At 64.9% G+C, this 12,933-nt stretch carries 15 protein-coding genes; 12 read left to right on the plus strand and 3 right to left on the minus strand.

The genetic code is table 11. The annotated features are described in order from the left end of the window. Nucleotides 1-83 precede the first annotated feature (83 nt). The 5 genes from GOAMR_RS05695 (at nucleotide 84) to GOAMR_RS25065 (ending at nucleotide 4,290) form a co-directional block, all read left to right on the plus strand. Nucleotides 84-1,010, plus strand: a complete 927-nt coding sequence (locus tag GOAMR_RS05695) for an ABC transporter permease (RefSeq protein ID WP_005183949.1) — start codon at nucleotides 84-86, stop codon at nucleotides 1,008-1,010. Beyond that, nucleotides 1,003-1,998, plus strand: coding sequence for an ABC transporter permease (locus tag GOAMR_RS05700; protein WP_005183954.1), 996 nt, complete (start codon nucleotides 1,003-1,005; stop codon nucleotides 1,996-1,998). Before GOAMR_RS05695 ends, GOAMR_RS05700 begins: the two co-directional genes overlap by 8 nt. Then, entirely contained in the window at nucleotides 1,998-3,725 is a 1,728-nt protein-coding gene (locus GOAMR_RS05705) for an ABC transporter ATP-binding protein (protein ID WP_005183957.1), read from the plus strand. The genes GOAMR_RS05700 and GOAMR_RS05705 overlap by 1 nt, the downstream gene beginning before the upstream one ends. 127 nt (nucleotides 3,726-3,852) lie before the next feature. Beyond that, nucleotides 3,853-4,080: a hypothetical protein gene (locus GOAMR_RS05710; RefSeq protein WP_425323644.1), complete on the plus strand. Its 228-nt coding sequence runs from the start codon at nucleotides 3,853-3,855 to the stop codon at nucleotides 4,078-4,080. Nucleotides 4,081-4,134: 54 nt separating this feature from the next. Continuing rightward, the gene (locus GOAMR_RS25065) at nucleotides 4,135-4,290 is read left to right on the plus strand and encodes a hypothetical protein (RefSeq protein WP_005183964.1); all 156 of its coding nucleotides are present in this window, start codon (nucleotides 4,135-4,137) and stop codon (nucleotides 4,288-4,290) included. A gap of 47 nt (nucleotides 4,291-4,337) precedes the next feature. Here the strand turns inward: GOAMR_RS25065 and GOAMR_RS05715 are convergent, their stop codons facing one another. Continuing rightward, the gene (locus GOAMR_RS05715; RefSeq protein ID WP_005183978.1) at nucleotides 4,338-4,922 is read right to left on the minus strand and encodes a TetR/AcrR family transcriptional regulator; all 585 of its coding nucleotides are present in this window, start codon (nucleotides 4,920-4,922) and stop codon (nucleotides 4,338-4,340) included. A gap of 84 nt (nucleotides 4,923-5,006) precedes the next feature. Here GOAMR_RS05715 and GOAMR_RS05720 point away from each other — a divergent pair, with 84 nt between their 5' ends. The 7 genes from GOAMR_RS05720 to GOAMR_RS05750 all read left to right on the plus strand — a co-directional run bounded on the left by GOAMR_RS05720 (nucleotide 5,007) and on the right by GOAMR_RS05750 (nucleotide 11,180). Continuing rightward, the gene (locus GOAMR_RS05720; RefSeq protein WP_005183979.1) at nucleotides 5,007-6,299 is read left to right on the plus strand and encodes an MFS transporter; all 1,293 of its coding nucleotides are present in this window, start codon (nucleotides 5,007-5,009) and stop codon (nucleotides 6,297-6,299) included. A gap of 163 nt (nucleotides 6,300-6,462) precedes the next feature. Beyond that, on the plus strand, nucleotides 6,463-6,858 hold the full coding sequence (locus GOAMR_RS05725) for a hypothetical protein (protein ID WP_005183981.1): 396 nt from the start codon (nucleotides 6,463-6,465) through the stop codon (nucleotides 6,856-6,858). Nucleotides 6,859-6,899: 41 nt separating this feature from the next. Continuing rightward, nucleotides 6,900-7,886, plus strand: a complete 987-nt coding sequence (locus GOAMR_RS05730; protein ID WP_005183985.1) for a ferritin family protein — start codon at nucleotides 6,900-6,902, stop codon at nucleotides 7,884-7,886. Next, the gene (locus tag GOAMR_RS05735; RefSeq protein WP_005183987.1) at nucleotides 7,883-8,170 is read left to right on the plus strand and encodes an MmoB/DmpM family protein; all 288 of its coding nucleotides are present in this window, start codon (nucleotides 7,883-7,885) and stop codon (nucleotides 8,168-8,170) included. Before GOAMR_RS05730 ends, GOAMR_RS05735 begins: the two co-directional genes overlap by 4 nt. Before the next feature lie 40 nt (nucleotides 8,171-8,210). After that, a complete protein-coding gene (locus tag GOAMR_RS05740; RefSeq protein WP_005183989.1) occupies nucleotides 8,211-9,776 on the plus strand; it encodes a YHS domain-containing protein in 1,566 nt (521 codons plus the stop codon). A 3-nt stretch (nucleotides 9,777-9,779) separates the two neighbouring features. Beyond that, the gene (locus GOAMR_RS05745; RefSeq protein ID WP_005183991.1) at nucleotides 9,780-10,106 is read left to right on the plus strand and encodes a phenol hydroxylase subunit P4; all 327 of its coding nucleotides are present in this window, start codon (nucleotides 9,780-9,782) and stop codon (nucleotides 10,104-10,106) included. 24 nt (nucleotides 10,107-10,130) lie between these two features. After that, nucleotides 10,131-11,180, plus strand: a complete 1,050-nt coding sequence (locus GOAMR_RS05750; protein ID WP_244427275.1) for an NADH:ubiquinone reductase (Na(+)-transporting) subunit F — start codon at nucleotides 10,131-10,133, stop codon at nucleotides 11,178-11,180. A gap of 99 nt (nucleotides 11,181-11,279) precedes the next feature. Here GOAMR_RS05750 and GOAMR_RS05755 read toward each other — a convergent pair whose 3' ends face one another. Beyond that, complete coding sequence (locus GOAMR_RS05755) at nucleotides 11,280-12,035, minus strand: hypothetical protein (RefSeq protein WP_005183996.1); 756 nt, start codon at nucleotides 12,033-12,035, stop codon at nucleotides 11,280-11,282. Further along, a complete protein-coding gene (locus tag GOAMR_RS05760) occupies nucleotides 12,032-12,931 on the minus strand; it encodes an ABC transporter ATP-binding protein (protein ID WP_005183998.1) in 900 nt (299 codons plus the stop codon). The genes GOAMR_RS05755 and GOAMR_RS05760 overlap by 4 nt, the downstream gene beginning before the upstream one ends. Nucleotides 12,932-12,933 lie beyond the last annotated feature (2 nt).

Raw genomic sequence — 12,933 nt, forward strand, 5'->3', positions numbered from 1 at the left:
CCCCACCGGTTTGACCACACCACGGTGACGGCGCCGCGGAGAACGCAGGCGGCGCCGTCACCGCGTGGTCTCTAGGAGCCCACATGTTCAGTTACCTGCTGAGGCGGCTGGGGCAAGCGGTCATCGTGTTCTTCGGTGCGACCCTGCTCATCTACCTCGCCGTGTTCACCCTTCCCGGCGACCCCATCGCGGCGCTGTCCGGAGGAAAACCACTGTCCCCCGCGGTGATTGCCAACCTGCGGGCCCAGTACCTTCTCGACCAACCGTTCCAGGTGCAGTACTGGCATTACATCAAGGGTGTCTTCACGCTTGATTTCGGGAAATCGTTCTCCGGGCAGCCGGTGAGTGATGTGATGCGGCGCGCGTGGCCCGTCACCATCGACATCGCCCTGATCGCGCTCACCGTCGAGGCCGTGTTCGGGGTCGTCTTCGGTGTCATCTCGGGCCTGAAGAAGGGATCCTGGTTCGACAGCACGATCCTGTTCGTCTCGCTCATCGTCATCGCCGTCCCGATCTTCGTGATCGGCTTCCTCGCCCAGTTCGTGCTGGGCGTCAAGTGGGGGATCTTCCCGGTCACCGTCGGCGGCAACCTCGACCTGTATCACCTGCTGCTCCCCGGATTCGTGCTCGGCGCTGTGTCTTTCGCCTACGTGGTGCGGCTGACCCGATCGTCGGTGGCCGAGAATCTCAGTGCCGACCATGTGCGGACGGCGACGGCCAAGGGACTGTCCCGGCGCCGCGTCGTCACCGTGCACGTCCTGCGCAACTCGCTCATTCCCGTCATCACCTTCCTTGGTGCCGATCTCGGCATGCTGATGGGTGGTGCGGTGGTCACCGAGGGCATCTTCAACGTGCCCGGCGTCGGCGGCACGATCTACCAGGCGCTCATCCGGGGTGAGGCTCCCACGGTGGTGTCGTTCGTGACCGTGCTGGTGCTCGTCTACCTCGTCTGCAATCTGGTCGTCGACCTGTTGTACGCGGTGCTCGATCCAAGGATTCGATATGCCTGACAAGACTTTTCCCCCAGACAAGACGCCTCCGGCAGACAAGACGACTCCGGCAACTGCCTTGCCCGGTCAGGAGCGCTTCGTCGCGCCGCCCGCCGAGGTCACGGTCGGTGTCGTCGACGCGGTGGATCTCGATGTCGAGCCGGCCGGTTTCTGGCGGTCGGCGTGGCGGGAACTGCGCACGAAGCCGACCTTTCTCATCTCGGCCGCGCTGATCTTCCTGATTCTGCTCGTCGTCCTGTTCCCGGGGCTGTTCGCCCATCAGGACCCGCACTACGCGGAACTGTCCCGGTCTCTGCAATCGCCGAGCTCCGAGCACATCTTCGGCACCGACAAGCAGGGTTACGACATCTATGCGCGGATGATCTATGGGGCTCGCGCGTCGGTGCTCGTGGGTGTCCTGACGACGATCATCGTCGTGCTGATCGGCGGGATCGTCGGGACGGTCGCCGGATTCTTCGGCAGCTGGGTCGACGCGATCCTGTCCCGGATCGCCGACATCTTCTTCGGGATTCCGCTGATCCTGGCGGCAGTGGTTGTGTTGCAGGCCTTCCCGAACCGCAACATCTTCACCGTCGTCGCGGTGCTGTCCGTGTTCAGCTGGCCGCAGATCGCGCGGATCGCGCGGTCCTCGGCCATCGCTGTCCGCGGGGACGAATTCATCACGGCCGCCAAGTCTCTGGGTGCGTCCCGGTTCCGGACGATATTCACCCACGTCATCCCCAACGCGATCGGCCCGGTCATCGTCGTCGCGACGATCTCGCTCGGCACCTTCATCGTCACCGAGGCGACGCTGTCCTATCTGGGCATCGGGCTGCCGTCGACGTCGGTCTCGTGGGGCATCGACATCTCCGCCGCACAGGTCGAATTGCGCAGCGGCTCACCGATCCTGTTCTATCCCGCCACCGCCCTCGCGATCACCGTGCTCTCGTTCATGATGCTCGGTGATGCCCTGCGGGACGCGCTCGACCCGAAGGCGAGGACGCGCTGATGACCGACCTCAACAAGGCAGAACCGGCGCAGGCCGGCACACCGAAGCCGCTGCTCGACATTCGGGACCTTCAGGTGGCGTTCCGCTCGCAGGGACGTGATGTCACGGCCGTGCAGGGCGCGAGTCTGACGGTGTACCCGGGCCAGACGGTAGCGATCGTCGGCGAGTCGGGTTCGGGCAAGTCGACGACGGCCGCCGCGGTGCTCGGCCTGCTGCCCGGCAATGGCCGGGTCACCGGCGGCGAGATCTGGTTCGATGGCCAGGACCTCGCCACCGCCTCGTCCAGGCAGTTCGAGAATGTCCGCGGCAGCGGCATCGGCCTGGTTCCGCAGGACCCGATGTCGAACCTGAACCCATTGTGGCGAGTAGGTTTTCAGATTAAGGAAACCCTGGAGGCCAACGGCGCGGCGAATGGCGGAGAGGCCCGCGCCCGGGCGATCGAACTACTGCGCGAAGCCGGGATGGCCGACGCCGAACGCCGCGTCAACCAGTATCCGCACGAGTACTCCGGCGGCATGCGTCAGCGTGCGCTGATCGCGATCGGGCTCGCCTGCCGGCCCAAGTTGCTCATCGCCGACGAACCGACGTCGGCGCTGGATGTGACTGTCCAGCGGCAGATTCTGGACCACCTCGAATCGCTGACCGGTGAACTCGGCACCGCCGTCCTGCTCATCACGCACGACCTCGGGCTCGCGGCCGAGCGGGCGAGTCACCTGGTGGTGATGTACAAGGGTCAGATCGTCGAATCCGGTCCGGCACTGGAGATCCTGCAGGATCCCCGGCACGAGTACACCAAACGCCTTGTGAACGCGGCACCTTCGCTGGCGTCGCGGCGGCTCGGCAGCCCCGAGGCCGACCTCGAGGTGAAGGTCGCGGCGGATTCGACCGTCGCCCAGGAACTGCAGGACGTCGGATCCGACGGTGCACGCAACGTGATCGTCGCTCGGAACCTGGTGAAGGACTTCAAGATCCGGGGTCGGGTCCCGTTCCGGTCCACCGCGTTCCGGGCCGTGGACGATGTGTCGTTTGCCCTGCGGCGCGGCACGACAACCGCGATCGTCGGCGAATCCGGGTCCGGCAAATCGACGGTGGCCCGGATGCTGCTCGGCCTGGAACGGCCGACGTCCGGTTCGGTCGAATTCGACGGTGCCGCCGTCACCGGGATGAACTCCGCACAGGAGAAGGAGTTCCGCCGTAGGGTGCAGCCGATCTTCCAGAACCCTTACGGCTCACTGGATCCGATGTATTCAGTGTTCCGGCTCATCGCCGAGCCGCTGAAGATCCACAACATCGGCGACTCCGCCTCCCGGACCCAACGGGTCAGGGAACTGCTCGACCTGGTCGCCCTGCCACGAAACACCATGGAACGCTTCCCGTCGGAGCTGTCCGGTGGTCAGCGACAGCGCGTCGCGATCGCCCGGGCGCTGGCCCTCAACCCCGAGGTCGTCGTGTGCGACGAGGCCGTCTCGGCTCTCGACGTACTCGTGCAGGCCCAGATCCTCAACCTGCTCAGTGCCCTGCAGCAGGAGTTCGGGCTGAGTTATGTCTTCATCACCCACGACCTGGCGGTGGTCCGCCAGATCGCCGACGACGTCCTGGTGATGAAGAAGGGCCAGGTCGTCGACGCCGGCCCCACCGACGACATCTTCACCACCCCCACCTCCGACTACACCCGCAACCTGCTCGAGTCGATCCCGGGCGGCTCCATCGACTTCGCCAGGTCTTAGCCTCGATCCACCGATCGGGTTGGGGCGGTGCAGCGCCTTACCGCCCACTTCGGGGTGCCCGGTTTGAGTAGGCGTGTCGGTGGGTATTCCCCGGAGATGACCACAAATGAGAAGCGGGAAGGTGGCGGTGACCGTGCGATGGGCCAGTAGTGGAATCATCGGAACAATCGTGTTCGTCTGGTTGGTGAACGGAGTGATCGCAGCATTTCAGCGCGACTACTTCAAAGAATCTGACGCGAACTGTGCGACTGCGGGAACCATCGCAGTGACGGTTATCGCGGGTCCCTTGAACTACGCGGGTGTCAACCCCAAGGTCGACGACTGCGACGTCGAGATCCCTGAGCCGAGCAAATAGTTAGGTAAGCGAATCACTGTGGCCTGCCAGGTCACTGGTTGAAAGGAATGCACAATGATTGTCGCAGGATTGATTTTTCTGGTCCTGGGTTGGGTTTTCTCACTCGCGATCTTGACATACATCGGCGTGGTGCTCCTCGTCATCGGAGCGGTCTTCTTCGTTCTCGGCGCAGTCGGCCGGCCGATGGGCGGACGAAAGGTCTGGTATTGACCGCAGTATGCAACGTCGAAGGGGATTCGAATCCCCTTCGACGTTGGCTACGCGCCCGCCAACCGCATCGTCTCCTCGGCGAGCCGGGTGGCGTAGGCGTCGTCGAGGGGGAGCCCGAACACCGCGTGGTGGTAGATCGGGGCGATGATGTGGTCGAGGATCTGCTCGACGGTCGGCACCGTTTCGTCACGGCCGGCGGCGCGGGCGATCATCGATGTGGCCTGTTCCCGGCGGGTTTCCCAGCAGGGGCACGCGTCGATCACGGCGTCCCGGGCGAAGACGAGGGCGCGCAGATATTCGCGTCGGCTCGTCTGGGCGACGTCGGCGGCGATGATGCGTGCCCATTCGGCGAGGTCGGTGCCGAGGGCTCCGGTGTCGGGCAGGTCCTCGCCCTGGGTCAGCGCGGCGACCGCCACCTCTTCGAGCAGGTGGGTGATCGATCCCCAGCGCCGGTAGATGCTCGTCGGGTTGACGTCCGCCTCCTCGGCGACCTGCGGGATGGTCATAGTGTCCCGATGTCCACGCGCGACGAGGTGACCGACCGCCCGGTATACCGACTGCTGCACCCGGGCGCTCCGCCCTCCCGGACGTCGGGCGGCAGGCTTGTCGGTGGTGTCGTGCTCCGTACCCATGGGGAAATTATCGCAAACCCACTTGCGTTAAGACACGTAAGAGGGTATCTCTTAATGCAACGAGTATTGCTTTAAGGGGGACGTATGTCACGTCTGCATCCGCATCGCGCCTTCTGGGTGGTCGCCACGACGATGGTCACGGTGCTCTTCTCATCGGCCGCCCCGTCTCCGCTGTATCCCGTTTACCAGCAGCTTTGGGGATTCTCGTCGTTCACGCTGACCGGTGTGTTCGCGATCTACGTTGTCACGATGCTGCTCAGCCTGCTGTCGGTCGGGTCCCTCTCCGATCACATCGGCCGACGGCCCGTTCTCGCAATCGCGCTGACTCTGCTCATCGCGAGTATGGTGCTGTTCCTCGTCGCCGACGGGGTGCCGCTGCTCATGGCAGCTCGGGCGCTTCAAGGCCTGGCGACCGGAGCGGCGATCGGGACGTTGACCGCCACGGTCATCGACACCCAGCCCAGTCCCCGGCTCGGCTCGGCCATCTCCGGGGCGGGCCCCAGTGCGGGGCTGGCCGCCGGGGTGCTCGTCGCCGGCATTCTGGTCGAGTACGCGCCGGCGCCGCGTTTCCTCATCTACGAGCTCATACTCGCCGCCTACGCCGTGTTGCTGATCGTCCTGCTGATCGTTCCGGAGACCTCGGAGCAGCGGGGGTTCACCTCCCGCCGCCACGCGCTGCGCACGGTGGCGCCGAGTGCGTCGCTGCCCGCGGAGGTGCGCCACGTATTCTGGCGGGCCGCACCGGGTTTCGTGGCGACCTGGTCGCTGGGCGGTCTGTTCCTGTCGCTTGGATCTTCGGTGGTGGCACGGGTTTTCGGGGTCGGCAATCATGCCCTGGTCGGGCTGGTGCTGGCCTGCTTCTTCGGTGCGGCCACCCTCACCTCGCTGCTCACCACCGGCCGCACCTCCGCCGGCAAAGTTCGCTACGGGTATCCGGCGCTGGCCGCCGGCGCCGTCGTATCCCTGGTGGGGGTGTGGATCGACGCGCTGCCGGTCTACATCGCCGGATCGGTGATCGCCGGTGCCGGATTCGCGATGACCTTCCTCGGCGGCCTGGACGAGGTCTCGGCAGTGGCGCCGCCCGCCCAGCGCGGCCAGGTGTTCTCGGCGGTCTTCATCCTCAGCTACATCGCGTTCAGCGTTCCGGCCGTGATCGCCGGGCTGGTCGTCGGCACCTTCGGGCTGCGGGAAACGGTGGTCGGGTATGTCGGTTACGTGCTGGCCGTCAGCCTCATCGGAGGTGTCCTGAGTCTGGGCCGCACCAGGGCCGCGGTGCGCCTGGATATCCCCGCTGAGACCGGCTCACGTGGTGATCTGATCAGCTGCGGCGGGACATGTGTGGATCAAGCTACTGCTGAACTGCGAGGGCCCGCGTAGCCCGCCCGTTCGTGCGCTGACTGCGCACACCCTGTGCCCGGTGTGATCCAACTCATATGATCTGCATCTCAATGCCGCGAAAATGAGTACTTCAACTCTGCCACTCCATGCGGAAGGGTTCTCTACAGACGCCGAACAGCCCTTCGGCGGGAGGAGAACCACCGTGACACCGTTCATGTGGAAAGTGCAGGAACTACTCGAAGGCGACACCGCCGAACACCCGGACACCGAGCCGTCCGTCGAGGTCTCGGTCGCCGAAGGCGCCGACACCCAGGTCATCGTCCGGTCCCTCGCCGAGCAACTGGTCTGCGAGGCCAACGCGGTCCTCGCCTGGCATGCCGGCGAACACCCGCGCGAGGTGACCCTCGTCGACGACACCGGTCCGGGGACGCTCGCCTTCACGCTGGCCTGCGGCGAACGCAGCGCCCGAATCGAAACGCAGATCACCGGCCACACCGCGACGGCGCGGCTGATCGGCACCGACACCACCGCTGAACCCCGTCGCCTCGCCGACGAGGACCAGTTGCAGTCGCTGGTCCTCGAACTCATCGCCGACTGACCACCCATACTCCCGATCCAGCCCATCAGAGGAAGACGCCGATGCAGTACGAACTCAAGTACAAGGTCATCGAACCCAAACGGCACACCTACCAGAACATCATCGACCGCTTCGGTGACCAGCCCGCCTCCCGGTATCAGGAGGCCACCCTCGACATCGAACCCCGCGAGAACTTCCACTACCGCCCGACCTGGGACGCCGAACGTGAACTGTACGACGAGCGCTATTCCGCTCTGCGGCTGACCGATCCGTACACGTTCGCCGATCCGCGCCAGTACTACTACACCCCGTACGTCACCAACCGCGCCGGTTTCCACGATGAATTCGGAAAGACCCTCGGCTACTTGGAGTCCCGCGACCTGCTCGCGAAGATGCCCGACGGTTGGCAGACGGTGCTGGGCACCGTTGTCCTGCCGCTGCGGCATTACGAGTCGGGAGCGCAGCTGGTGAGTGTGGCCGGCGCACGTTTCGCGTACGGTTCGTCGCTCTCCCAGTGCGCGAGCTTCGCCGCCTTCGACCGGATCGGCAATGCGCAGATGCTTTCTCGTGTCGGTATCGCCCTCGGCAGCGGCACCGCCGACCGGCTGGCACTGGCCAAGACCGAATGGCTCGATGGCGCACACCTGCAGCCGATGCGCCGGCTGATCGAGGAGATCATGATCGTCGACGACTGGGCCGAGGGTCTGCTCGCAGTCGACGAGATCGACAAGCGTCTGTATCCGGCGTTCTATTCGGGTCCCGACGAGGCGGCCCTGCTCGGTGGGGCCGGTGCGTACAGCCTGTTCGCGCAGCATCTGAGCACCTGGTTCACCGATCAGCGCAAATGGCTCGACGCCCTGATCAACTGCTGGCGGGCCGACGACACCCACGGCGGGGCCAACTCCGAGATCCTCGACCGTATCGGTCGTGAGTGGGGCGCCCGCGCCCAGGAGGCCGTCGACGCGCTCATCGCGGTCGCAGCGGAACACATCGACATCGGCCCCCCCGACAACAACCTCACCGACAACAACGCAGGGGAGACAGCATGACCACCGCCCACACGCGTCCCGTCGGCATCGACATCCAGGAGTCCGACGACAACCGGGCACTGGTCGACGCCATCGCCCTCGACAATCCGGAGATGACGGTCCGCCACCTTCCCGGTCTGATGAAGCTCTCCGCACCGGGACGCATCGAGATCAACCGCGAAACCATCGAGGACCGGCTCGGACGGGAATGGGAGACAGGCGAATTCCAGCTCGCCATTGTCACCTACACCGGCAACTTCGCCGAATGGGACGACGACCAGATCATCGTCGCCTGGGATCACTGACCCGCGGCCGCCACCCGAGACACCGAAGCGAGATTCACTGATGACCACCGCGAAAGCACCCCGCCGCGCCAAGAAACTCCCCATGAAGCAGCGGTATTCGCTGCTCACCCGAGACCTCGACTGGGAACCGTCGTACGTCGACCGCGACAAGCTGTACCCCTACACCTCCTACGAGGGCATCAAGGTCCACGACTGGGACGGCTGGGAGGATCCGTTCCGGCTGACCGTCGATGCCTACTTCAAATACCAGGCCGAGAAGGACAAGCGCCTGTACGCGGTGCTTGATTCGTTCGCGCAGAGCCAGGGGCACCTGTCGCTCTCCGACGCCTCATACCTGAACGCGATCAAGCTGTTCATTCAGGGCGTCACCCCGCTCGAATACCAGGCGCACCGCCACTTCGCCTATCTTGCACGGTACCTGGAGGGCCCGGCCCCCCGGTTCGCGGCGCTGTGCCAGAGCGTCGACGAACTGCGCCACTGCCAGACGCAGATCCACACGATCAGCAACTACAACAAGTACTACGACGGTTTCCACTCCTTCTCGCAGATGCACGACCGCGTCTGGTACCTGTCGGTGCCCAAGTCGCTGTTCGACGATGCGATGACCGCGGGCCCGTTCGAATTCCTCATCTCGATCTCGTTCAGCTTCGAATACCTGCTGACCAACCTGCTGTTCGTGCCGTTCATGTCGGGCGCCAGCTTCAACGGCGACATGCCGACGATGAGTTTCGGATTCTCGGCGCAGTCCGACGAGAGCCGGCACATGACGCTCGGTCTCGAGGCGATCAAGTTCCTGCTCGAACAGGACGAGGGCAACGTGCCGATCATCCAGGAATGGGTCGACAAGTGGTTCTGGCGGGCGTACCGGATGTCGGCGCTGGTGGCCGGGATGATGGACTATATGCTGCCCAAGCCGGTGATGAGCTGGAAGGAGGCGTTCGAGCTGTACTTCGAGCAGCAGATGCTCGGCGGGCTGTTCCCCGACCTGGAGTTCTACGGCATCAAACCGCCACGCCACGTCGCCGACGCCGTCGCCGAGAAGGACAAGCTCTCGCACGAGGTGTACAAGATCCTGCACAACTTCTCGTTCGCCGCGTCATTCACCACCCAGACGCCCAGCGAGGAGAAGATGGCGTGGCTGTCCGAGCAGTACGGGCAGACCTTCGACGAGTACTACGCACCCACCTGGGAGAAGCATCGCCGCATCGAGGAGAACGGTGGCCGCGTCTTCTTCCAGGGACTGCCGCAACTGTGCCAGGTGTGCCAGGTGCCGATGGCCTTCACCGAGCCCGACGACCCCACCACGATCTCCTTCCGCAGCACCGAATTCAAGGGCGAGACCTACCACTGCTGCAGCGACGGCTGCCTGTGGATCTTCGAGCGTGAGCCCGAGAAGTACATTCAGGCGTGGCTGCCGGTTCATCAGATCCTGCAAGGCAATTGCGGTGGTCCGACCGTTCCCGAGGTCCTCGAATGGTATGGCGTCCAGGAAGGTGACAACGGCGAGTACAAGGGCTCCCGCGATCACCGGTCGTGGATCGAATGGCATGGCGGCGAACCCGCGGATACACCCGCGCAAGCGGCCGCAGCAGAGACAGGGGCATGAGAGATGACTGTCAAGGCACTGTACGAGTACGACTATCCGGCCGCCGACCGCGCCGAACTGTTCGGCGACGACCAGATCGTGTACGTCCACTGGATCGGCAACCTGTTGTTCTGTTCCGCGGCGGCGGTCCGGGTACCCCAGGGCATGCCGTGGGGAACCTTCGTCACCGACGTGGTACATCCCTGGGCGGCAACCGATCCCGACTTCGACCCCGGGACGATCACCGGGTGGACGCTCGGCGGGGAGGCGTTCGCCCCGGACGACGGCACCTCACTGACCGATGCCGGTGTGGGACACAAGTCGCTGCTGAAGTTCACCACCGCGAGCTGAGCGACCATGTCCGAAACCTTCACTGTGACAGTGGAACCCCTCGGCACCGAACTGAACTGCCGCGCCGACCAGACCGTCCTCGACGCCTGCCTGCGCAACGGTGTGTGGCTGCCACACGCCTGCACCCACGGAACGTGCGGCACCTGTAAGGCGGAGGTGCTCGACGGCGAGGTTGACTTCGGTGACGCCTCACCGTACGCACTGCTCGAGAGCGATCGCGACGACGGTTTCGCGCTGATGTGTGTGGCAAAACCCAAGGAGGACATCGTCATCGAGGGTGACATCGAGCTGGAGGAGGGCATCGAGATCTATCCGGTGCGCGACTTCTCCGGCACCGTCACCGTCCTCGACGAGCCCGCCCCGAACGTCAAGCGGCTGGTCATCGAGCTGACCGAGCCGATGCCGTTCAACCCGGGACAGTATGTGCAGCTGAACCTTCCCGGCGGTGACAACCGGCCGTACTCCATCGCGAGCACGCCGAGCGACCCGTCGCGAATCGAACTGCACATCAAGCGATCCGAGGGAGGGGCCGCCACCGACGGCTGGATCTTCAAGGATCTCGCGGCCGGGGACGCCGTCACCCTGTCCGGCCCGTACGGGCAGTTCTTCTTTCACCCGACCAAGGACAAACCGCTCATCCTGCTCGGCAGTGGGACCGGCCTGGCGCCGTTGAAGTCGATCCTGCAGCACGTCGCCGAACTCGATGACGAGGGCGAGTGGGAGCACGACGTCGTCTTGTTCCACGGCGTCGCCACCGGTGCCGATCTCTATGAACACGACTGGCTCACCGAGTTCGCCGACGAGCGGGACTGGTTCTCCTACCGGCCCGCGGTCTCTCGCGAGGAGTTCGACGGCCGGCAGGGCAGGGTGCCGCAACTGCTCGCCGAGGACTTCCCCCGGGCCGGCGGCAATTCCGCCTACATCTGCGGCAACCCGGCCATGGTCGAGGACACGATGAAGGCACTCATGCAGGCGCGGCTGTTCCCCCGCGACATCTACCGCGAGGACTTCTTCGACTCCGCCGACCGCGCCGAGGGCGGTCACGTCGTCCGGAGTCCGCTCATCAAGCGGTAGCACTCCGCCATCCCCTGCCCAAAACCCCACGTATAACGGTCGGCATCAACATAATTGCGATGCCAACCCTTATACGTGGGGTTTTGGGCAGGGGTGGCGCTACGACGGCGTGGCCCGCCGGAGTGTCAGGTAGGAGACGCCCCCGAACAGGACACAGGCTGCCGCCGCGATACCGGTGACGGTCAGCGGCCGGACGTCGGACAGCCACCGACCGACGGACGGCCAGCCGTCAGCCATCGTGATGGCCCCGGAAACGAGAATCGCCAGGACGAGCAATCCGATGAGCGCGACGATCACGGCGGGGAATCCGAACCGCTTGTAGATGGTGGCCGCCCAGAATCCCAGGATGAAGGCGAGCATCGACGTGACGAGGAACAGCATCATCGCGACCACCGGACCCTGTTCCCAGATCCACGGCAGGTAGAAGAAGTACCCTTCGAAACCCCATCCGTCGGTGGCCTTTTCGATCAGTCCACCGATGAGGTAGATGACGGACAGTCCCAGCGCCGACATCCCCGCCGTCAGCAGCGTGCCCGCGTAGAACTCGCGCCGGGACACACTCATCGCCTGTGAGAAGGGGAATGTCAGCGTCATCGCCTGCACACCTACGGCGGCGAAATACCAGAGCGGGGCCTGCGATCCGCCGCCGTAGATCGGGGCCGCGCCGTCGCCCGCCGCTCCGATCACGATCCCGTACACCGCCATCGACACCGCGAACGACGACCACAGGATCGCCGCCGGCATCCAGATGAAGGTCATCCGGTTGATCAGCTGCATCCGGATCACCGTCAGGGTCCTGTTCGGCATCGCCGGTTCGGCTGTCAGTGTGGGTACGGCCGCGTGGGTGATGGTCATCGGAGTGCTCCTTCGCTGTAGTGCTGGGTCATCCGGACGATCAGCTCCTGCATGGAGACCGGACCCGAGGTCAGGCCCAATGCGGCGATGCGGGCCTGGTCGTCGTCGGTGATGTGGCCGCGGATCGTCGCCGACGCCACCGGACCGAGCCGCTCCCGGTGCAATTCCTCACGGCCTGCGGCGAACTCGTCGACGGCGGACTCCTTGCCGACGATCGAGAAGGCCTGCGCGCGCAGTTCGTCGGCCTCGGTGTCGACGACGATTCGCTTGCCGTCGACCACGAGTACCCGTTCGATGAGGTCGGCGATCTCGTCGATCAGGTGGCTCGACAGCAGAATGGTGCGCGGGTGTTCGGCGTAGTCGGCGAGCAACCGGTCGTAGAAGGTCTGCCGGGCGATCGCGTCCAGGCCGAGGTAGGGCTCGTCGAAGAAGGTGATGTCGGCGCGTGAGGCGAGGCCGATGATCACCCCCACCGCCGACAACTGGCCACGGGAGAATTTCTTGATCCGGGTGCACCTCGGCAGGTTGAACGCGTCGACGAGTTCGTTGGCCAACTCGTCGTTCCAGTTCGGGTAGAACAGCCGGGCCATCTCGAACGCATGGTGTGGGCGCGCGTCGTCGGGATATTTCTGGTTCTCCCGGACGAAGCACATGCGCGGCAGCACCCGCGGATTCTCGTACGGGTCCTCCCCGAAGATCCGGATCTGCCCGCCGGACGGGAAGTTCTGCGCGGTCAGGATCGACATGATGGTGGTCTTGCCCGAGCCGTTGCGGCCGAACAATCCGCAGATCACGCCCTCGTCGAGGGTGAAGTCGACGCCGTCGAGGACCACATTCCTGCCGTAGCGCTTGGTGAGCCCGCTGACGCTGATCGCCGGGACTGCGGTGGATTTCATGT

The sequence above is a fragment of the Gordonia amarae NBRC 15530 genome, assembly GCF_000241345.1.
Lineage (GTDB): Bacteria > Actinomycetota > Actinomycetes > Mycobacteriales > Mycobacteriaceae > Gordonia > Gordonia amarae.